Annotated in this window: 18 protein-coding genes; 6 read left to right on the top strand and 12 right to left on the bottom strand. The window is 69.0% G+C overall.

Features of this window, described 5'->3' with window-relative positions:
• Positions 1–188: 188 nt before the first annotated feature.
• Positions 189–908 carry a DinB family protein gene (locus ACSMXV_RS34795; protein ID WP_473175084.1) on the top strand — a complete coding sequence of 240 codons (720 nt, stop codon included), beginning with the start codon at positions 189–191 and terminating at the stop codon, positions 906–908.
• A 267-nt stretch (positions 909–1,175) separates the two neighbouring features.
• Here the strand turns inward: ACSMXV_RS34795 and ACSMXV_RS34800 are convergent, their stop codons facing one another.
• Entirely contained in the window at positions 1,176–1,961 is a 786-nt protein-coding gene (locus ACSMXV_RS34800; protein ID WP_473175085.1) for a VOC family protein, read from the bottom strand.
• Positions 1,962–2,252: 291 nt separating this feature from the next.
• Here ACSMXV_RS34800 and ACSMXV_RS34805 point away from each other — a divergent pair, with 291 nt between their 5' ends.
• Positions 2,253–2,996 (top strand): class I SAM-dependent methyltransferase, encoded by a 744-nt coding sequence (locus tag ACSMXV_RS34805; RefSeq protein WP_473175086.1) that lies wholly within the window; start codon positions 2,253–2,255, stop codon positions 2,994–2,996.
• Positions 2,997–3,123: 127 nt separating this feature from the next.
• Here the strand turns inward: ACSMXV_RS34805 and ACSMXV_RS34810 are convergent, their stop codons facing one another.
• The 5 genes from ACSMXV_RS34810 to ACSMXV_RS34830 all read right to left on the bottom strand — a co-directional run bounded on the left by ACSMXV_RS34810 (position 3,124) and on the right by ACSMXV_RS34830 (position 7,970).
• A complete protein-coding gene (locus tag ACSMXV_RS34810) occupies positions 3,124–4,587 on the bottom strand; it encodes an MFS transporter (protein ID WP_473175087.1) in 1,464 nt (487 codons plus the stop codon).
• 354 nt (positions 4,588–4,941) lie between these two features.
• Positions 4,942–6,366, bottom strand: coding sequence for an RtcB family protein (locus ACSMXV_RS34815; RefSeq protein WP_473175088.1), 1,425 nt, complete (start codon positions 6,364–6,366; stop codon positions 4,942–4,944).
• A 44-nt stretch (positions 6,367–6,410) separates the two neighbouring features.
• Positions 6,411–7,058: a protein-L-isoaspartate(D-aspartate) O-methyltransferase gene (locus ACSMXV_RS34820; protein ID WP_473175089.1), complete on the bottom strand. Its 648-nt coding sequence runs from the start codon at positions 7,056–7,058 to the stop codon at positions 6,411–6,413.
• A gap of 17 nt (positions 7,059–7,075) precedes the next feature.
• Positions 7,076–7,309: a hypothetical protein gene (locus tag ACSMXV_RS34825; protein WP_473175090.1), complete on the bottom strand. Its 234-nt coding sequence runs from the start codon at positions 7,307–7,309 to the stop codon at positions 7,076–7,078.
• Between the two features lie 220 nt (positions 7,310–7,529).
• The gene (locus ACSMXV_RS34830; RefSeq protein ID WP_473175091.1) at positions 7,530–7,970 is read right to left on the bottom strand and encodes an archease; all 441 of its coding nucleotides are present in this window, start codon (positions 7,968–7,970) and stop codon (positions 7,530–7,532) included.
• Positions 7,971–8,098: 128 nt separating this feature from the next.
• On the opposite strand from ACSMXV_RS34830, the gene ACSMXV_RS34835 reads away from it, so the two are divergent.
• Positions 8,099–8,851 carry an NAD(P)-dependent oxidoreductase gene (locus ACSMXV_RS34835; protein ID WP_473175092.1) on the top strand — a complete coding sequence of 251 codons (753 nt, stop codon included), beginning with the start codon at positions 8,099–8,101 and terminating at the stop codon, positions 8,849–8,851.
• A 15-nt stretch (positions 8,852–8,866) separates the two neighbouring features.
• Here the strand turns inward: ACSMXV_RS34835 and ACSMXV_RS34840 are convergent, their stop codons facing one another.
• Both ACSMXV_RS34840 and ACSMXV_RS34845 read right to left on the bottom strand, forming a co-directional pair.
• Positions 8,867–9,619 carry a DUF429 domain-containing protein gene (locus tag ACSMXV_RS34840; RefSeq protein WP_473175093.1) on the bottom strand — a complete coding sequence of 251 codons (753 nt, stop codon included), beginning with the start codon at positions 9,617–9,619 and terminating at the stop codon, positions 8,867–8,869.
• A gap of 182 nt (positions 9,620–9,801) precedes the next feature.
• Positions 9,802–11,745 (bottom strand): serine/threonine-protein kinase, encoded by a 1,944-nt coding sequence (locus ACSMXV_RS34845; protein ID WP_473175094.1) that lies wholly within the window; start codon positions 11,743–11,745, stop codon positions 9,802–9,804.
• Positions 11,746–12,251: 506 nt separating this feature from the next.
• Here ACSMXV_RS34845 and ACSMXV_RS34850 point away from each other — a divergent pair.
• Complete coding sequence (locus tag ACSMXV_RS34850; protein ID WP_473175095.1) at positions 12,252–12,596, top strand: hypothetical protein; 345 nt, start codon at positions 12,252–12,254, stop codon at positions 12,594–12,596.
• A 607-nt stretch (positions 12,597–13,203) separates the two neighbouring features.
• On the opposite strand, the gene ACSMXV_RS34855 is transcribed toward ACSMXV_RS34850, so the two are convergent.
• Entirely contained in the window at positions 13,204–14,169 is a 966-nt protein-coding gene (locus ACSMXV_RS34855; RefSeq protein ID WP_473175096.1) for an RNA repair domain-containing protein, read from the bottom strand.
• 256 nt (positions 14,170–14,425) lie between these two features.
• On the opposite strand from ACSMXV_RS34855, the gene ACSMXV_RS34860 reads away from it, so the two are divergent.
• Positions 14,426–16,606, top strand: coding sequence for a hypothetical protein (locus ACSMXV_RS34860; protein ID WP_473175097.1), 2,181 nt, complete (start codon positions 14,426–14,428; stop codon positions 16,604–16,606).
• Positions 16,607–16,951: 345 nt separating this feature from the next.
• Here the strand turns inward: ACSMXV_RS34860 and ACSMXV_RS34865 are convergent, their stop codons facing one another.
• The 3 genes from ACSMXV_RS34865 to ACSMXV_RS34875 form a co-directional block, all read right to left on the bottom strand.
• On the bottom strand, positions 16,952–17,536 hold the full coding sequence (locus ACSMXV_RS34865) for a peptidoglycan-binding domain-containing protein (protein WP_473175098.1): 585 nt from the start codon (positions 17,534–17,536) through the stop codon (positions 16,952–16,954).
• A 525-nt stretch (positions 17,537–18,061) separates the two neighbouring features.
• Positions 18,062–19,339, bottom strand: coding sequence for an RNA polymerase sigma factor (locus tag ACSMXV_RS34870; RefSeq protein WP_473175099.1), 1,278 nt, complete (start codon positions 19,337–19,339; stop codon positions 18,062–18,064).
• On the bottom strand, positions 19,336–19,698 hold the full coding sequence (locus tag ACSMXV_RS34875; protein WP_473175100.1) for a YciI family protein: 363 nt from the start codon (positions 19,696–19,698) through the stop codon (positions 19,336–19,338). Before ACSMXV_RS34875 ends, ACSMXV_RS34870 begins: the two co-directional genes overlap by 4 nt.
• 451 nt (positions 19,699–20,149) lie before the next feature.
• Between ACSMXV_RS34875 and ACSMXV_RS34880 the strand changes: the two genes are divergently transcribed.
• On the top strand, positions 20,150–21,004 hold the full coding sequence (locus tag ACSMXV_RS34880) for an ABC transporter permease (RefSeq protein ID WP_473179161.1): 855 nt from the start codon (positions 20,150–20,152) through the stop codon (positions 21,002–21,004).
• The last annotated feature ends 21 nt before the right edge of the window (positions 21,005–21,025 follow it).

The raw sequence follows: 21,025 nt of genomic DNA on the forward strand, positions 1-21,025 counted from the left end.
CGCCGAGGACGTTCCTGTGGGTGACGATGAGCACCGGCACCGACGGCTTCAAGCCTGAACGAGTGCGGTGATGCGGGTGGTGCCGCACCGCTTCGGTGGCGAGAAAACCAGTCGCGCCGCGTGAGGTGAGCCGTTAACTTCCCCCCGATCGCGGCGAGTACGAGCTGCGACCGCGAAGGGAGCCAGGCATGGAGATCGAGCGCGCGCGGACCGACCGTTTGGGCTTACTGCTCGACCAGTTCGACAAAGCCAGGGAGGCGGCCCAGGTGCGGCTGACGGGGCTCAGCGACGAGGAGTACCTGTGGGAGCCGGTGCCCGGTTGCTGGTCGATGCGGCGCCGGGGCGAGGCGGTGACGCCCAGGGCGTTCGGGCCGGGCGAGTGGGTGCTCGACTTGGGTGCCCCGGACATCCCGGCCAGCGAGTACGCCGAGGTTGCCCGGCAGGCCGCCGACGGCATGACCGTCGCCAAGATTGCCGAGGACTGGAGCGTGAGCGTCGAGCGGGTCGAGCAGGTCCTCGCCCACACCGGTGAGCCGGAGCCCGACGAAACGTCGGTCACGACCATCGCGTGGCGGCTGGGACACCTGCACTACCAATTCGCGGGCGAATGGGAGTGGACCTTCGGTGAGCGGCGGCGGGACCCCAAACAGCTGGTCGACTTCACCCCCTCCGCCGCCTTGGCACTCGAGCAATTCTGGGCGGTGATCGACCGCTGGCGCGACAGCGTGGCTGCCGTCACCGAGGAGCAGCTCGACACGGTCGGCTTCTCCCAGTACCCGTACGGCTCCGCCCCCGACGACCCGTATGTCTCGGTGCTGTGGGGGTCCAACCTCGAATTCATCCACCACATGGCCGAGATCGCGTTGCTCCGCGACCTGTGGCAGGCCCGCTTCACCACTCCCGGGTAGGCACGGGTGCGCGGCGACATCCCCGTCGCTGTCCTGCCGTATCTGAACTCGGCCCAGGCAGCCCACCCCGCGTACCGCCAGGTGGAGCTGCCCGGGCTGCGCGCGAGGGAGCGATGGAGCTGGGTCCCTATGCGAGCGCAAGGCCGCACTCTCACGCAAGGCCGCACTCTCACCGCCCCCCGGGACTGCCGTCGCAGCGTGGTGCCGAGCGCGCTGCGCTCGGAAACCGCACGCCACGGCACACGACGGCGGAAGATGTCTTCCCGCTCACCCCTGCCGCGGGCTCGGCTTGAGTACCGCGAAGACCGCACCGGCGGTGTCCGCCAGCCACGCGATCGTGCCGACTTCCGGTACGTCCTCCGCCGGCATCAGGACCGAGCCGCCGTTCTCCTCCGTCTTCCTGACGGTCTCGTCGGCGTCCGCGACCGCGAAGTACGGCACCCAGCTCGGCCCGCGACCGCCCTCCTGGAGCGCGGCCACCCCGCCGAAGGACGTGTCCTGCTGGTCCCCGTGCTCGAGGCTGAGCACCCGGTACGTCATTCCGGGCGCCTGCATCTCCTGCGAGCGCCAGCCGAACAGGCCGTGGTAGAAGCCGATCCCGGCCACCGGGTCGGGTACGTGGAGCTCCACCCACACCAGAGTGCCGTCCTCGGACGCCTTCTCCAGCCCTCCCTGCGTCGTGCCCGGCTGCAACACCGCGAACTGCGCCCCCTGCTGGTCGGTGAACTGGGCCATCCACCCCTCGCCCATGACCTGCATGGGCGCCACCCGCACCGTGCCGCCGCCCTGCTCGGCGGCCTTGGTCGTGGCCTGGACGTCATCGGTCCGGAAGTACACCGTCCAGGCGCTCGTCGCGCCCTCCTCGGTGAGCTGCCCCAGTGCGGCGACGGTCTTGCCGTCCTTCTGGAAGAACCCGTACCCGCCGGCCTCGGGCCCGGCAGAGAGGAACTGCCAGCCGAAGACGCCGCCGTAGAAGGCGGCCGCCCGGGTGGTGTCCGGACTGCCGAGGTCGATCCAGATGGGTGATCCGTGGGTGAAGTCTGTGCCGAGCATGCGCGCCCTCCATCGGCTCCGCGGGACCACCGCTCCGCGGCCCCGTATGACCCCGGCAACGATGCCCATGTCCGCCCGTCCCACCCTGGCACCCGGCGCGGCGGGCAGCCGGATTCACACTTTGGGGTGACGCGCAACCAGAAGCCAACTCGCAGGCGAGCAGGCGTCAGCGGTCCTTCAAGGCCTGACGAGCCGCCGACCGGAGAAGCCGCGCAACACCGAGTGCGTACCGGGGCCGTGAGGTCGCAAATTCGTTGGACAACGCGCACACCCATGGTGATCGTTGGCGGCATGGATCAGGAGCAGATCTGGGACGTCGATGCCGCCCAGCGCTATGACACGCCGGGCACAGGCATGTTCGCGCCGGAGGTCTTGGGGCCGACCGTAGACCGCCTCGCTGAACTCGCAGGCGACGGGCGGGCGCTCGAGTTCGCCATCGGAACCGGGCGCGTGGCCGTTCCGCTCGCGGAGCGAGGGGTCGCCGTGACCGGTATCGAGATGTCACTCCCGATGATCGACCGGCTGCGAACGAAGGCGGATGAAGCGACGATCCCATTGATCGTCGGTGACATGGCGACTGCCCTCGCCCCGGGCAAGTACACGCTCGTGTATCTCGTCTACAACACCATCTCCAACCTGCTCACCCAAGCCGAGCAGGTCGCGTGCTTCCGCAATGCAGCCCGCCACCTCACACCCGGCGGTCGGTTCGTGATCGAGCTCTGGGTGCCTGACCTGCGCAGGCTCCCACCGGGTCAGCAAGCGACGGTCTGGGGTTCCGAGCCCGGCTACATCGGCTTGGACACGTACGACGTTCTGCGGCAGCACGTCGTATCGCACCACTTCAGGTTCGATGAGAGCCGGCAAGCTCAGCTGTTCCGCAGCCCACACCGCTACATCTGGCCGGCCGAGCTCGACCTCATGGCTCAGTTGGCCGGGTTCGAGCTGGAGACCAGGCACGCGGACTGGACCGGATCCGACTTCACTGTCGAGTCGCGTTCCCACGTTTCCGTTTACCGGATCCCGCCGGATCAGTAGGCAGTTTCGTTTGGATCACCGGGCGGAGCAGAGACAAGGGCCCGGGCGTGTAGTCGGGCCCGAACGGTCGCCCGTAGATGCCGCGACATCGGGCAGCATTGCCGGATGTGGCCGTGTCCCACGCGCGTCAACACCGACGCCACTGGGCGGGTACGGGAGCAGGCGGTGGCGCTGTTGGCGTCGGGCACCGTGTTACAGCAACGAGCAGCGTGACGACGATCCCGCCGGCCACGACGAACAGCGTGGTGCGGATCCCGTCTGCGGTTGCGATCCGCAGGCGCTCGCCGGTGAGGTCATCGAGACCCGCGGTGGCTACCAGGACAAGGATGGCGAGGCCCACCGCGGCTCCGACCCCGGAGCCCGTGGAGGCGACCCCTGAGGCGATGCCCTGGTCCCGGTCCGACACTCCAGTCGCGGCGGTGATGAACATGGTGGTGAACACCACGCCGTCACCGATGCTGAGCGCCACGAGTCCTGGGATCAGTTCGACGTACGAGCCGTCCGGCGAGATCGCCAGGCCGAGCGCCACGGCGCCGACCGCCCCTATGCCAAGTGCGGCCACCAGCGTGGCTCTGAGTCCCATGCGCGTCACAATCTGGCCCGCCATCGTTGAGCCTGCCACCACCACCGCTGTGGGGATCAAGAATCCGGCGCCGGTTTGCAGGGCGTCGTAGCCGAGGATCTCTTGAAAGTAGAGCGACAGGAAGTAGAGAACAGAGCCGAAGGTCGCCATGAACATGAATGCGATGACGACGCCAGTGATGAGATTTCGGTTCGAGAGCAGCCGAGGGGGCATCAGAGGGTCGGAGCTGCGGCGCTCGATTACCGCGAAGGCTCCGACGAGTAGCAGACCGGCCACTGCGCTGATGAGAATGCCAGGCGAAAGCCAGCCCAGCCCGGGTCCTTGAACCAGAGCGAATACGAGCAAGGTGACGCCCAGAGTGACACTCAGCGCGCCAGGCAGATCGAACTTGCGGCCCTTCTCGCGTTCACCGTCGGGCGGAATCAGTACGAACGCAAGCAGCAGCGCCGGACCCGCCAAGGCGACGTTGACCAGGAAGACCGCTTCCCAGCCGAAAGCCCGAGTCAGTAGTCCACCGAGCAACACGCCGATCACAAGGCCGGCCGCGCCCGCACCGCCCCAGATACCCAACGCACGGTTGCGCACCTGACCTTCCGGGAACGTGGTGTTGACAAGCGCCAGAGTGGTGGGGAAAACCAAGGCTCCACCAAGTCCTTGAATCGCGCGGGCAGCGAGCAACACGCCCGGCCCGGTGGCGAGCCCACCCGCAAGTGACGCTCCGGCATAGAGAACAAGCCCGGTCGCCAGGATCCTGCGCCGCCCGAGCAGGTCCGCCGCACGACCGCCGAACAGCAGGAAGCCGGCCGAGGCCACCGAGTAAGCGCTGATCACCGTTTGGAGCGTTTGCGCTGAGTAGCCCAAATCGCGTGCGATGTCAGGCAGCGCCACCACCACGATGTACTGGTCCAGCGAGACGATCAGCATCGCGAAGGACAGCAGCGCCAGTGTCGCGGTCTCACGGTTCCAGCCAAGACTGCCCGGCGCTGATGAGGCTTCGGTAGATGGCAAGGCGGCACTCCTGATTGACCGAGCACGTACGTTCCTGCCCCGGCTTCGGACATTCGGCCGAGCGGGCACCTACCACTTCTGGGGCGGTGCCCAACGAGCACGAGCACCAAGACCATAAGGACCGTGGGTACCAGTTGAGTCAGCGACACCCCATGTGAACCAAATCGGCCACGCAGGTCCGTAGGGGCTCCGAGCGGTTCCAGCGCCTGCGCGGTCGCGGTGCGCGGCGGCGGCGGGCGTCGCTTCGTCGTCCGCCGCGAGCGCCGTCAGCTGATGTCGGACCCGTACACGTGGTCGACCGTCATCGTGATGAGCACCCTGCGGTCGGACACCATCACCGACCGATGCTCGGCGTCATCCCTTGACAACCCCCAGCGGGAGCAGACGGGCGACCAGCCGGGCCAGCCCCGCGCCTTCGGTGGCGATGGCGACCGCGTCGACGTCCTTGTAAGCGCCGGGTGCCTCTTCGGCCAGTCCCCGCCAGGAGGACGGTCGTACCGCGATGCCCTGCGACTCCAGCTCGCTGCGGAGTTCCTCACCGCGGACTCGGCGCAGTGCCTGGTGGCGGCTCCACACCCGCCCCGCGCCGTGGCAGGCCGACAGGAACGCGTCGTTCCCGGGGGTGCCGACCATCACGTACGAGGCGGTGCCCATGGTGCCCGGGACCAGTACGGGCTGTCCGGCGCCTGCAAGATCCTCCGGCAGGCTCGGGTCGCCGGGCGGCAGCGCCCGCGTCGCGCCCTTGCGGTGGACGCAGAGCCGGCGCTGCACGCCGTCCACCTCATGGGTTTCGATCTTCGCGGTGTTGTGGGAGATGTCGTACACCAGGTCCACGTCCACCCCCGCCGCGACGGCGAAGGCATGGCGTGCGGCCTCGGCGAGCAGCTGACGGTTGGCGCGCCCGTAGTTGGCGGCCGCTGCCATCGCCCCGAGATACGCACGGCCGGGCGGCGAGACGACCGGCACGCAGGCCAGCTGCCGGTCCGGGATACGGATGCCGTAGGCCCGCAGCGACTGGTCCATGACGCGGACGTGGTCGGTGCACACCTGGTGCCCCAGGCCCCGCGAGCCGCAGTGGATCATCACACAGACCTGGTCGGGCCGAAGGCCGAAGGCGGCCGCCGCCTCGGCGTCGTACACCCGCTCCACGGCCTGCACCTCCAGGAAGTGGTTGCCCGAGCCCAGGCTCCCCACCTGCTGAAGCCCCCGCTCCACCGCCCGCTGCCCGACCTGTGACGGATCGGCCCCGTCCAGCACTCCGTAGTCCTCGCAGCGCACCAGGTCGCGCGGCACACCGTGGCCGCTCTCGACCGCGTACCGGGCGCCGCCGACCAGCAGCTCCTCCATCTGCGGACGGCCCTTGAGCTTCCACAGCCCGCCGCGTCCCATGCCGCGCGGGATCGTGTCGCCGAGGATGTCCATCAGCGTCCGCATGTTCGGGGCCAGCGGATCACGCTCGATGTCGGCGGCGAGCAGCCGGACGCCGCAGGAGATGTCGAATCCCACCCCGCCCGGCGACACCACCCCGGCGTCGTCGATGTCCGTGGCGGCCACACCGCCGATCGGGAAGCCGTAACCCCAGTGCACGTCCGGCATGGCGAAGGAGGCCCGGACGATGCCGGGCAGCGTCGCCACGTTCGCCACCTGCTCCAGCGCCTTGTCCCCGGCGGCCTGCGGCAACAGGTCGCGCGTGGCGAAGACGACCCCGGGCACCCGCATCGGATCCTGCTGGTCGATACGGAAACGGAACGGGCCGTCCTGGACCAGCGTGATGTCCATACGTCGAGCGTACGTGCGACGCTGTCGCCGAAGCACCCGTTGGATCAGGGAAAGCCGTACCGCCCCCGCAGACGTACAAAACGGGCCGCCGTCAGCAGCCGCCCCTCGTCCAGCCCGCAAGCCGTGCGCCGGAACGACATGACCTCCTCATCGCCGCCGTGACCGATGGGCTGCACGAGGCGGCCCCCGAGCCGCAACTGTTCGATCAGCGGCGCGGGGACCTCGGGGAAAGCGGCGGACACGATGACGGCGTCGTACGGAGCACGGTCGGGCACGCCGCCGCTGCCGTCCCCGACCCGCAGTTCCACGTTCCGGATGCCCTGGCCTGCCAGGTTGCGCTCGGCCTGGGCAGCGACGTCCGGCCACATCTCGATGCTCACCACGTCGGCGGCCAACCGGGCGAGCAGCGCGGTCTGGAAGCCGAGACCGGTACCGACCTCCAGTACGTGCTCGTCCCCACCCAGCTCGAGGCTCTCGATCATCATGGCCGACAGCGACGGCTGCGTGGTCACCTGCTCATGACCGATCGATACGGGTACGTCGTCGTAGGCCGCAGCCGCACGGCCGCTGGGGACGAAATACTCTCGCGGCGTCGTACGCACGGCCTCGAGCAGACGTTCATCAGTGATCCCTGCCGCGCGGAGGGCCCGTACGAGATCCTCCGGAGTACGAGCAGGATCCCGCGAGTGCACTGGGGGGCGGACCGGGATCAGGCGTGATCGACCAGCTGCGAGAACCCCTGCTGGCGGGCGCAGTGCGCGCAGCAGAAGAACTGCCCGTCGCTCTGCAGCCCGTGACCGAGGATGCGGCACTGACAGTTCACGCACGTCGGGGCCATCCGTTGGGCCGCGCACTCGATGCTGTCGAAGACGTGGACGGCTCCCTGCGCCCGTACCTCGAACGACATCTCGTAGTCGTTGTTGCAGACCTCGCACACTGCCATGAAGGTTCACTCCTTGATGTACTGCGGTCATCGGGCCGCACTCGGCTCGCCCGGGCTCGGCTCCCGCTCGGAAAAGGTTGCTCGCGATCCGTCTTCCACGGGCCAGGAGTGCGGATGCGCTCCGTGCTCAGGGATCACACGGCTGGGGCGGCAGATGCCACCGTGCGCAGGGCTCAGGGCACTCATACGTCGAGCGGGCACTCACACGTCGAGCGGGCCCTCACACGTCGAGCGTCACGGAGCAGGTCCAGCCTTCGGGGCCGTGAGCGAAGTCCAGGTCGTGCAGCGTGACCGCCTTGGGAGCCGCGCCCGTCACGGGAAGTGATGAGGCGTCAGCCATATGCAGACAGGCTCGCAGACCGTCGGCCGTCTCGGTGAGCTCCACGTCGACCGGTACCTCGTCGGCGGTGTCGAGCCAGTACACGACCTCCTCCAGCAGGGCCACCAGCAGGTCCGCGTCACTGTCCGCCCGCACCACCACGTCCCGCCTGCGGACACCGGTCGCGCCCGCCCCCGACAGATCCAGGAACGACTCGCAGACACCCCGCACCGCGTGCGCCAGACACTCCTCGCGGGTCGGGGCCCACGCCTCCACCCGCAGGTCCGCGGTGTGCGGCACACCGCGGTGTCCGGCGCGCCGTGCGCCGTCTTCCGGATGCATCACCCAGCTCCCCGCCACGATTGCCTGCTCTGTACCTCCCATCGTCGCCCCTTCACCGGGATGTCACACTCGCCGCCCGGCAGGCCCTCTTGGACGGCGAAGACACCCCAGAACTGAGAGGAAAGCCAGTGAAGCTCGTCGTTTTCGGAGCGAATGGTCCGACCGGACGGCAGGTCGCCCAACAGGCCATCGCCGAAGGACACACGGTCACCGCCGTCACACGCCGGCCCGACGCCTTCCCGCTGGAGGACCCGCGCCTGCACGTGGTACGCGCGGACGTGCTCGATCCGGCTGCGGTCGAACGGGCCGTGGCCGGTCAGGACGCGATGATCTCGGCCCTCGGCGTCCCCTACAGCCGGGACCCCGTCACGGTGTACTCGGAAGGCATCACCCACATCACGCAGGCGATGACGAAACAGGGCGTCCGGCGCCTGGTCTGCGTGACGTCGACCGTGCTGTTCGGCGTCGCAGCGCCCGGGGAAGGCTTCTTCTTCCGCAAGGTGCTGGAGCCGTTCATCGTGCGCTTTCCCGGGCGCACGGTGTACGACGACATGCGGCGCATGGAGGAGATCGTGCGCGACTGCGACTGCGACCGCGACTGGACGGTCATCCGTCCCGCCGGTCTCTTCGACACGACCGCCGTCAGCGACTACCAGGTCGCCGACGCGCGCCTTCCCGGCCGGTTCACCTCGCGTGCGGATCTCGCGAACGCGCTGCTGCGCCGGGCAGTGGACGGCGGTCATGTGCGTACGTTCATCGATGTGCGCACCACGGAAGGGACACCGAGCCTCCTCGACCTTCTCCGGAAGGAGGCGGTCGGCGGCAGGAAGAAGGAGGCGGAAGCCGGCAGGAAGAAGGAGGCGGTCGGCGGCAAGAAGTAGGTGCGCCGACGCTGCTCAGAGGCCGTCCACTGAACGTCGGAACAGCCGAGGCAGACTGCCCGCCAGCGGCAGATGGATCCATCCCTCGATCTCGGCGGCGGTCCGGTCCTCGCCCTCGGGCAGCGCGGTGAGTCCGAGCGCGGCGGCCCGCGCCACCAGTGCCGCGATCAGCGCGTCGAAGGCGTGCTCGCTGCGGTCGTACAGCTCCCGGACGCCCGGATCGCACCGGAGCTGCGGTACCGCACCCAGCAGGACCTCCATGGAGCGTGGGCTGCCGAGACCCCAGCGGAGCCGGGCAGCGGCGGGGTAGACCTCCACGACGCTGCCCGCGCCTGTCCGCTCCACCTCCAGCCCCCGGGCGGCGAGCGCGTCGGCAAGGTGCGCCCAGCGGGCGGTGGTGGCGCCGAGCCGGTCGAAGGACACGGACAGCGGCGGACGGGCCCCGGCTCCCAGTGCCCGGTGGGTCAACAGGTCGGTACGGCGAAGGCGCAGCGTGGCCCGGTGCGTGGTGCTGTCGGTGCCGCGCCCCGGCCACGGCCTCCCGGCGGCATGAGCCGAGACGGCCTCCACGAAGGGGATCGGCCAGCCGAAGGGACAGTCGACCCCCGCACGGTCACCAGGCTGGAGCCCGCCGAGGAGCCCGAGCAGATCCTCGTCGGTGCACCGCAGCCGCGGAGGCTCGACGACGGCGGTCGACCCTTCCCAGACGACCACGGCGGCCGCGGTGGTCCGGGGGCCGGCGGCGAGGTCGATGCCGAGGGTTCGCACGAGGTCATCATGACGGAGACTACGGTCGGTGTGGCGGGCTGGCAGGGTCCTCATCCGGCCGGGCAGCGGGGCGCTTGCCGAGTGACGTGGCGGCCCGGCGGGTTACGGGCGGTTGTTGGGCGGTCGGGTGGTCGGCCGGTCTGAGTGTTCGTCCACTGTTCATCTGTGCCAGCAGCAGGGGCTCAGGGTTCGTCGACGATGCTTGTCTCGAGTTTCTTGCGGTCAACTCGATGCGCGTCGCACTCAATGTAGTGGAATCCGCTGTTCCATGTTCCCTTCGGTGGAGCCACACTCAGCATGTTGACGGTTGTGGTGCTGTAATCGGGAAATCTTGGCGCGCAAAAATCCTCCTTTGGGTTCAGCGCGGTTTCATGGCTCATTTCAGGTGGAAGTTTGACGAATCCGACGTTCTGAGAATCATGTGGAGCGTCACAATCCGCAAGATATGAAACGATCTTCTTTTCCGTCTCCTTCGTGTTGTAGCAGTCCCCGATTGATGAATTCATCGGGCTGACTCGATCGCCGGTCTTACGAAACTCCGCAACAGGCCCTGAAAGCGATGTCGACTCGTTGAAAAGCAAGCATGCAATGTCGTAAACGCCCTTTTCCCAACCTTGCTGGGTGGGTGGCAGCGCGTACGAGCGGGCATCCGCCATTGCGTCCACCGTGTCTGTCGACGCGGATGCGCAGCGATCTTCGCCGTTGATCCGGGCGTCCCCCGGGGAGGTTGCTGCCTCGGATCTGATGACCTGACCGTCAGGGTTCGGCGAGCAGCCGACGGTTTGCAGGTGTGGCGTGTTCTCGAACTTCTCTCCGCTCCAGGAAGCCGCTACGCAATCGCCGGGCCGAAGTTCCTCGGTGAGGCCAACAGCGCCTCCGTAGGGCATCACTTGGCGAGTTGCCGTCGTGTGCGGGGTGGGCTTGAGGGAGGGTTCGGTGGGGGGCATTTCTGGGCCGACGAGACCGGTCACTGCGGCCCACGCGCCGATGCCGGCCAGCACTGCTGCGGCCACGGTCAAAGCGATGCGCTGCTTGGACAGATGAGGTCGAGGGAGTTTGTGAGTCGTTGTTCCAGAAAGCCCTGTGATTGCGCTGGGGAGCTTGGGGGCTGTGGCCTTGCGGGTCCGTGGCGGTTGGGGCTGTCGCCGATGGGGCTTCTGAGTTCGAGGAGGGGGAGGAGATTCTGCAACGGGCGGCTGCTTGACGGGCGGCCGCTGCATATCCGTGAGAGTCGTCTGCCGCGACCGAGGACGGGCTTCTCGTGCGAGCGGGATGAGTATTTGCTTAGCCGCTTCGGCGCTGATTCTGTATGCCGGATCCTTGTCCAGCAGTCTCCACAGAATCGGTGTGAGATCACGTGCTCGCCGGGGTGGTGTGGGATCTTCGGTGAGTAGCGCGGTGAAAACGGATTGATCAGAGGGACGATCGAAGGGGCCGTGTCCTTCGACCGCGTAATAGAGAGTGGCGCCCAGCGAGAAGAGGTCTGACGCTTCCGTGGGACTCTGGTCACGTGCCCGTTCGGGGGCCAGGTAACCCGGAGTGCCGAGGAGTCCGGACTGTGTGGTGAGCCGTGGCTCATCGGCGTCTTGTTGGATCGAGATGCCGTAATCGGTGAGCAGCACTCGTTCGGTGCCCGGATGTTGGGAATCCCGGGCCTCGGGGCTCGCCAGGAGGACGTTGGAGGGTTTGACGTCCCGGTGCAGAATCCCCAGTTGGTGGCCGGCGGTGAGCGCGTCGAGGAGAGCGACCCCGATCTTTGCCGTTGCGGCCGGGGACAGGGTTCCTCCTTCGCGTACGACTTCCTCCAGGTTCCGCGCTCCGGGAACGTATTCCATGACGATCCACGGAAGACCCTCGTCGACGACCAGGTCGTAGACCGTCATCACGTGTGGGTGGCTGCGCAACCGGGCGGTATGCCGTGCCTCCCTGCGGGCTCTGGCAATGCGTCGGTTCCGTTGACGCTCCGAAAGGTGTGCCGGCATGGCGAGCTCCTTGAGCGCGACGGGGCATTCCAGCACCTCGTCATGGGCGAGCCAGACGCGGCCCATACCACCGGACCCGAGACTGCGCACCAACCGGTAGCGGCCGGCGACAACACGCCCACTGGCATCATCCGGCCCTGCCACGACGGCCTCCCTCCCGGGCAAGTTCAGGTTCATGTCGAACCAAACGTCGAAGGCTCGGAGCCATGAAGAGCGCGATCACCATCGCAGGACTAACCGAACCCTCAAGTTTAGCCAGCATGAGCACGCCGGAGGCGGTGTCGTGATCACGCGTCCGGCGTCACGGGCGGGGGGAGGGGGACCGGCGGTGGCTGCCGGGCTCCCGAACACTCCGGTCCCCCGGCGGCACCTTCGCGGCCTCTTATCCGACGCCCCCGGCACCGTCAAGTCCCGAGTTCTCGGCGCGTGACACTGCTGTGCCCATCAGACCTACTGGACGTGCGGGCCTCACCGGATAAGGACACGAGGCCGCACGGCGAAGCGGAAATCCGCAGCGAGGATTCTCTCTCACCAATCCGCCGGCCATCCCGGCACGGTGGTACCGGTCGTAACCGATCCACCGCCCCCACCCCGCACTCCCGAGGCCGGGCAGAAAACCCCCTCGGTATCGAATCAAAAGGAAAAGACCCATGATCCACGATGTCCACACCCGCACCGCAGGCCAGCCCAAGCGGCAGGTCACCCGCATCGCGATGGTCGTCGCCTCGGCCGCGCTGATCTCCGGGGGCGTCATCCTTCCGGCATCCGCCGCGACCTCGGCCCCGAACCACCCCACGGCGGCCGCGCCGACTGTCGTCACCGACGACGACGAATACAACGAAGGCGACTACACCGATGACGCCGTTACTGACGGCGGCGCCGACCCCTTCGGCCCCGGCGACGACGAATACACCGAAGGCGACTACACCGATGACGCCGTCACCGCCCCCGGCGACGACGAAGATGTTGACAGCCTCATCGACGACGAGCTCTGACCACCCCACGCCGGGCCCGGATCAGCTTCCCGGCGGCGGGCCCGTCGAGGACGGCGTCACAGCCGCGCCACACGGCGCCCATGCCGTCCTGCCTGAGCTCCTCGCAGGTTCGTAACGTCCAGCGATCGCCTGCAACGACAGCGCCTGACAATGAGAGTGCCCCGGCTGCTGCCGCTGATCGCCGCAGCAGCCGGGGCACACCCCGGTTCGTTTCACCAGCAGTGCGGTCGGATCAGCTGGCCCCATCCGGTGCACTCCACGGGCTGCACCGGCATCTCCGCCGGCTTCGCCTGCTTGATCCGTTCAGCAGTTCAGTGCTCCAGGATCTCTTCACGGGATGCGTCCTGGTGGTCGGCCGTCAAACTCACCGGCACCGAGCGCCCCGGCGAAGGTGTCGTACCGCGTTCCGTCGAGGAAGTCCGGGCGGCGCTGCTCAGGTTCCGCTGCTCGGGTTCAACGGGCCGGACGTGCCGTACGTCGTACGCGACGGCGACTCTGAGGGCGCCGACCTGGTGGCGGAGTGGCGGATCCGGGAGCCTGCCTGGCATACCTTCTTCGCCCGGACCCGGCTGAGCCGGGCCCTTCAGGTCGCAAGCGATCGTCTGCCTCACCTGTCGGTGATCCTGGAGAGCCAAGCCTCGTCGTCCGGGCCCGGCTCGTCAGGGCTGGTCTCGGGGAGCCGACGCACGTCGCCCGTGCGCAGGGCGACCGTGGCCCGCGGCCGCATCGGCCCGTCGCCCCTGCGCGACAGCAGGACGAGCTCCCAGACCGTCGCCGTCATGGCGTCGAGCCGGGCAGCACAGTCGGCGGTGACTTGCCGCGGATCCCGGGTACGGCCCAGGGACAGGTGCGGGGTGAAGCCCTTCGCGGGCCCGCGACAGCGCGGAAACCGCTGCTGCAGCGAGTGGTACAGGTTTGCCCACGGCGCGTCCCCGGCCGCCGCAGGGTCGAGCCACACGGTGGAGTACGGCCGGTGCCGGAACGTGCGCACCCCGTCCAGCCGCGCGGTGAAGACCGGCGTCTCGGCCGCCGCCGCGGCGAGCAGCGGGGCCGTCCGCTCGAAGTCGGACTCCGGCACGAAACCGAAGAGCACATTGACGTGCGGCGGCCAACGGTGGATCTGCGGATCGTAATCCCGGCGGATGTCCTGGATCGGCGGCCACAGCTCAGCAGGCGGGATCCAGGCCACCGCCGTGCGGGCCGTCGGGGGCACCTCGAGGACGGCGGTGGGCTCGCTCCGCCCGAAGCTCGGTTCGCAGCTCAGGTCGGCTTCCACACTGCAATGATCCGATGGGTACCAGCCCTCCGGGGCCTGCAGGCGGCGCGGGCCCCGCACCCGGCCGGCGTTCGACGTGTCGATGCGGTCCACACCCGTGGCCCGGTCCCAGACCACCTCGCCGTCCGCCTCGATGAACATCACTCGGTGCCATGGGATGTCGCCCCCGGGTACGAAGGAGGTCAGCGCGATGCGCTTGGGGGCGTCCCCGCGCTGGCTGATTCCCAGCACGAACCGGGCCGGGTCGAACCGCGGGTCCCAGCGGACCCGGTGATAGATCTCGTCGCTGGTCCGCATCACGCCTCCTCTCCCGCCCACACACCTTCTTTTCCTCCAGAGTGCCGTCCCCACCGTCTCCCCGGTGCCGTCGCCGCCCGGCTCACGCTCCGCCGGTGCCCGCGCGGCCCCGAAGGTTGCCGTACCCGCCGTCCGTACTCGGCTGTCTTCCCCATCTCGGCGCCCTGTCGTTCCGGGCCCGGCATGCCTGCCTTGGCCGGTAACGTGGGCAGCGGAGACGGAGCCCTGCGAAAGGCCAGAGCGGGAAACCATGCGGATGATCTTCAATCCCGCGGAGGAGAACGAGTACGAGGCGGCCTGTGGTCTCCTTGTCCATCGGTTCGACCGATGGGCCAGGGAGAACGGCATCGACGCCGATCCGTTCGCCGCCGAAGCCGCGCTGGAATACCGCCATCTCGGCACGCCGGACGGCAGGCTGGGACTGTGGGACCAGCGGCACATCGAGGAGTTCCTGCTCGACTGGGTCCCGCGGACGGTGACCGTACTTCCCGACGAGGAGCCCGTCGACGCGCCGGGAACTCTGCGGGCCCTGCTGCGGTATCTGGACGCCGTCCACCTCGCGGATCCTCGAGGGGCGTCCCTGGCCGAGGGGCTGGAGACCGTCGACGCGACGGCGCCCCGCTATGAGCAGGCGATGGCCGACCGCAGCCGCTGGGGCCTGGCGAAGTTCTGGATCACCACCGCAGCGGAGCAGGGCGTCGACGTCCACGACGAGCAGGCGTTGCAGGACTTCGTGGGGCGGGCACAGCGCGAAGAGGTGCCCTTCGACTCCGAGGTGCTTCAGGCCATCGTGGAGCGGCAGATGCGGAGTTCCGGGCCTGTACGGTCCGAGCCGCAGCTCCCGGTCGCGCTCCCGGGCGACGACGTCCTGCGGGAGCAGGCCGACCGCTCACCGCTCCTGCGGCAGCTGCGAGACCTGGCCGAGTGGGCGGGGCGCGACGGCCGGACGCTCACCGGTTCAGGGAGGCTGCGCCTGTCCGACGCCCGGGAACTCGTAGAGCGGCTGAACACCGGAGACGGCACCGACTCGGTTCGCTCGTCCGCGGACCTGCCGCGCCTCGGCCTCGTACTGGAGTGGGCGAAGACGGCCAGGCTGGTACGGGTCGCCAAGGGACGGCTGTATGCGGTGGCCAAGGCCGAGCCGCTGCTGAGGGACCCCCTCGCACTGTGGCGGCGTGCTTTCGAAGCGCTCTTGGAACTGCGCAGGCCACTGATCGGCCCGCGCAGCGGTTGGCATGTGGAATCCATGCTCTTCGACGCCTACGACGACGTCCTGCCCGATGTCCTGGCCACCCTCTACAGCCTGCCGCACCCCATGCCGTGGCCCCGGCTGCGGGACTCCGTGCACCTCGCCTACCGGACGGGCTTCCAGCTGGGCGGCTTCGGCGGGCACTCGATATGGTCCGAACACGCCGACCGCGATCTGCGGACGGTGCTGGCAGCACTGGAGGACCTGGGAGCCGTCGCACGCCACCGGGACATGGCCGACCCGGTGTTCCTGGACGTGTCGCTGGACGTGCCTCTGGACGAGGAGATCCCCGAGCTGCCGCCCGCCGGGATGCCGCTGGAGCTCGCGCAGCTACTCGGCGCCGCCGCCCCGGACGAGGGTGCCGCTGCCGAGCAGGCCGAGGAGTTGAAAGCCGAACTGACCGCGGGGCCGGTCGAGTTGATTCAGCTCACCGAGCTCGGAACGGAATCCGTACGCCGGCGGCTGCTGGCGGAAGGGCGGGACGCCCCGCTGGTCGGAGAACTCACTCAGGCGCCCGCGGCGGGTCTGCTGGGCGTCCTCGTCGACCACTACGACCCTGAATCGGCCCGCGCGGAGCTAGCCGCGTGGATCGCGGCCCACTGCGACTCTCAGGCAGCGGGCGACTCGCAGGCAGCGGGAGATCCGCGTGCAGCGGGGGGTCCACAGGCAGCGGGGGGTCCACGCGCAGCGGGCGATCCACGTGCAACAGCGGTGGAGCAGCTCACCGATGCGGTACGGGCCATGCCGTTCCGCACCCGCGCCGAAGCCATGCTGGACGCCCTCGTCGAGGCGCTCGACGACGGCGAGACCCTGCTGCGAAGCCTGCGTACGGATCCGTCGCTGGCCCCCACCGCACTGAGCGTCCTGGTACGCCGGGACATCCTCGACGCAGAGGACCTGACCGAGCCGGAGGCGCGGCTCATGGTCGCCGAGAGCCTGCTCCAGCTCCTTGAAGCGGCCGGTCCCGACGGGGTGACCGAGATGCTGCGCAGCCAGGGCCCACAGGCCCGGGACACTCTCGAGGCAGCCCTGGCCGCCGGCCATCCGGACGGGGTGGGCATAGCGGAACTCAGGGCCGTCGCCGGCCGCGCGCTGCGCAAGCCGAGTGCACACATCGGCCGCATGGTCCAGCAGGGGCCGCACGGCAGGGGCCGGGGGGCACGAAAAGGGGGCAGGAGGCGCCGTTGACCGGCCGAGTGGGCCACCGTTGGTTGCTGGGAGGGGCGGGAGCCGACGAATTTCCGGCAGGCGTCAGCACACTCCGCCCATGCGACCTGAATCCCGGGCGCCCTTTGCCTCACCTGTCGGTGCTACCTGACCGGCGCCCGGTTGGCCGAGGCGATCGAGGCCGCTGCCGAAGCCGCAGGGTGCGAGTCGGCGGACCTGTTAGCCGGCAAGCCGAAGCAGGCCAAGAAGTACGCGACGCTGGTGCCGATGGTGCATCAGAAGGGCGAGCGGCATCGGCTGCAGGTCCACTCCCTGCACCGCATCGCCCACGCGGCCGGGCTTGCCGTCGCCCGGGAGGCCGGTGCGTCAACAGGGGCCCGGGGTGCTGTACGAGGCCGTGTTCCAGCCGCCGTCGGTGACGCCGTCGCTCGCGACGCGGCGGAACTGGTAGGCGCCGTTGGACTTCACCCGCAGGAACTGCACGGTGTGGGCCCGGCCCCGGTACTCGACGAGCTGGGTGGCGGTGTTGTAGTCGCCGATAAGGACGAGGTTGTTGTCGGCGCGGCCGAGCGTGAGGGGGCCGACGTAGCCGTCGGCCTCCAGGCCCCAGCGGTTCTGCAGGTCCTGGGTGGCGATCCGCGTGCCGGAGCCGAAGTCGCAGTCGATCCACTGCTTCTGGAACGGCGTGACGATCGAGCCGGCGCCGCCGACAGGGTAGTAGGCGCCCTCCGCGTACAGGATGCGCTGCCACAGCCCGACGGCGTAGGTGGTCCGGTAGTTGTACATGGACAGTGTGCCCTCGTTGTACCAGTCGTCGGTCACCGTGCCGGAGCCGCTGATGTAGCCCTGGGACGGGGTGGCGGAGGCGGGGGTGGTGCAGGTGGCGGCGGTGACGACGGCGAGGGCGGCTGCCGTGAGGGACCTGCGGAGGGCGTGCTTGAGCGTAGACACCGTTCTCCCTTAGGAATGCCGGGGCCTGACTCCGCGAGGCGGATGAGCGGGAGGCCTGTGGCTGCTGAGTGCGAATCCTATGGACGTGAGCTGATCAGCTGTCAAGGTCTGTACCTGAGTGATCGGTTGCGACTGGCGTGCCGCGGCGTCCGGCAGCTTGCTGCGGGACCGTTGGCAGGATGCTGCCGGGGCGCGCCCTCTTTTACGGCGGCTGCCGGGGCGGCAGACCTTGTTCCGGAACGGCGTCCCGGAACGGCTCCCTCCGAGGTCAGCGGCGCTTGCCGCCAGCGCCACGTTCATCGCGTCTGCGAGCCCCACTCCCTCACCGCGGTGCACCCGCGTACCCGGGCATGGGAACAAGCCGCCCCGTTCCCAGACCACGTTCAAGGCCATCCGCCGGGCACCCCAACGGCAGCCGACATGCCGACCCGCCGAAGCCGGACCCCGAGTAGCCTCGGACGCGGACCGGCGGCCGAGAGCCCGGTACCCATGCCCGATGCGGACCGCCAGCCGAGAGCCCCGCACCTATGCCCGATGCAGACCGGCAAGGCGTTCGGCCAGGAACTCGCGCTCAGCGTCGTTCCCGGTCAACTCCAGCGCCTGGCGGTAGGCGATCGAGGCCTCCTCCGAGCGGCCGAGCCGGTGCAGGAGGTCGGCCTTGACCGCCGGTAGGTACTGGTATCTCGCGAGCCGGCCGTCCTTCTCCAACTCCGCGACCTCTGCCAGTGCCTGCGCCGGACCGGAGACCATCGACACCGCCACCGTGCGGTTCAACGCCACCACCGGTGACGGCCACACCGACAGCAGCTCGTCGTACAGGGTCACGATCTGTGGCCAATCCGTCTGGTCGTAGGACGGCGCCTCGGCGTAGAGCGAGGCGATCGCTGCCTGCAGGACATAGCGCCCCGGGCGCCCGCCGCGCAGCCCGTCCACGATCAGGTCGTGCGCCTCGGCCATCGCCGAACGGTCCCAGAGCGACCGGTCCTGGTCCTCCAGTCGCAGCAGGCGACCGTCGGCGTCGACCCGGGTGGCGCGCCGGGCGTCGGTGACCAGCAGCAGGGCGAGCAGTCCCCGCACCTCCCGCTCGTCGGGCATCAGCTCCCGCAGCATTCGGGCCAGCCTCAGCGACTGGTCCACCAGGTCCGTACGCACCAGCGATGCGCCGGACGGCGCGGTGTGCCCGGCGGTGAACAGCAGGTGGATCACGCCGAGCACCGCACGCAGTCGATCCGGCAGCTCAGCCGCTCCCGGCAGCCGGAAGGGGATCCGCGCAGCGGAGATCTTCTTCTTCGCCCGGGTCATCCGGGCGGCCATCGTCGGCTCCGACACCAGCAGCGCCCGGGCGATATCGGCGGTTGCCACCCCGCACACCAGCCGCAGCGTGAGTGCCAGCTGCGCCTCCTGCGCCAGTGCCGGATGGCAGCACATGAAGATCAGTCGCAACCGCTCGTCCGGTACCACGTCCTCCGGCTCGACGGAGGCCGGTTCGACCGGTTCGTCGATGGCCACCTCGTCCTCCGTCTCCTCGGGCTCCACCAGCAACGGGAGTTTCGAGCGGAACGTCTGCTCGCGCCGAAGCGCGTCCATCGCGCGGCGCTTGGCCGCGGTGGTGAGCCAGGCGTCCGGGTTGTCCGGGATGCCGTCGCGGGCCCAGCTCGTCAGGGCCGCGGCATACGCCTCCTGCACGCACTCCTCGGCCAGGTCCAGGTCGCGCGCGACGCGCGCCGTCGCGGCGAGCACCAGGGCCCACCCGCGACGGTGCGCGTCAGCGACCGCCGTCTCGACGTCTGCCGGGGGCGTCATGCCGCGGCGGGCCGATCCGCGATGAAGCCGCCTTCGACGGGCCGCACCTCGACACCGCCGCCCTGCTGGGTGGCGGGATTGGCCCGAGCGATCTTCAAAGCGGCGTCCAGGTCGGGCGCCTCGATGATGGCGAACCCGGCGATGACCTCCTTGGCATCGACGAACGGTCCGTCCGTCACCACGTCGCCGCGGATCGAGGTCGCCGTGTCGGCGGCGGGCTGCAGCGCGAACGCCGCGACCAGGGCACCGGACTCCACCATGTCCTCGAAGTGGCGGTCATGGGCCTCCCGTGCCCCGGGAATCACCTCGGCCTCGTCGACGTGAGCCTTGGCGTAGATGAGGATGGCGTACTGAGCCATGGTGGCTGTCCTTCCAGGCGGTTGTTGTTGCCTTACACCCCTACGTCGAACGGTCGGCCCGGATTCGACAGCCCTCCTCGACATTTCTTCGGCCGATACCGCCCAACGTGACGATCACATCCTGGGGCCTGGCCTTCCCCGGCCGAGCACCGGTCGTCAGTGATCGGCCACATTCGCTGGGCACTGGGGACGCACGCCCCCGATCATCGATGCCGGGCCCTGTCACCCCCCTCCCGCTCGGATGCCCCAACACGGATTCGTGTCAGGGACATTGACTCGGCATTGGAAACGTTTTAATTTCCTCTCGCTCCGAGTCACGCGAATAGGGGGACCGGTGGACGTCGCGTTGCACGAACGCAGAGATCAGCGAGCAGAGCAGCCTGCGAAGGATCCTGAGAAGCCTGCTCGACCGGCACGAAAACGTTTTAACGGCTGGGCGTTGGCCCTGCTCATGCTGCCCGGCCTCGCCTACTTCCTGCTCTTTCACTACGGCGCCCTCGTCGGCAACGTCATCGCCTTCAAGGACTACGTGCCCTTCGACGGCATGTGGGGCAGTCAGTGGACCGGCCTCGCGAACTTCCAACGGATGTTCGGCGACAGTGACTTCTGGGCGGCCGTCCTCAACACGCTCTGGATCTCGGTCCTCCAGCTCGTCTTCTACTTCCCCGTGCCGCTCGCCCTTGCCGTGCTGCTGCACACCCTGACCTGGAGCACCGTCCGGCGGTTCGTGCAGTCGGTCGCGTATCTGCCGCACTTCATCTCTTGGGTGATCGTCGTCGCCCTCTTCCAGCAGGTTCTCGGCGACACCGGCCTGGTCAACGGCTATCTCGGCGACGCCGGCCTGCACAGCGTCGACATCATCGGCAACCCCGACGCGTTCAAGCCGCTCGTCGTCGCCCAGGTGATCTGGAAGGACGCCGGCTGGGGCACGATCATCTTCCTCGCCGCGCTCTCCCAGGTGGACGAGCAGCAGTACGAGGCCGCCGCCATCGATGGCGCGGGGCCCTGGCGGCGCTTCTGGCACGTCACGTTGCCGGCCATCCGGCCCGTCGTCATCCTTCTGCTGATCATGCGGCTCGGCGACATCCTCTCCGTCGGGTTCGAGCAGATGCTGCTGCAGCGCGACGCCGTCGGCCCCGAGGCCGCGGAGATCATCGACACCTTCGTGTACTACCAGGGCATCGTCGGCGGCGACTACGGATTCGCCGCGGCCGCGGGCCTGTTCAAGGGCGTCATCGGGGCGCTCCTCGTCTACGCGGCTAACAAGGTCGCCCACCGCCTCGGTGAACAGGGGGTCTACAAGTGACGGCGACACGAGCGGCACTGG

This window comes from Streptomyces sp. DSM 42067 (assembly GCF_055792885.1).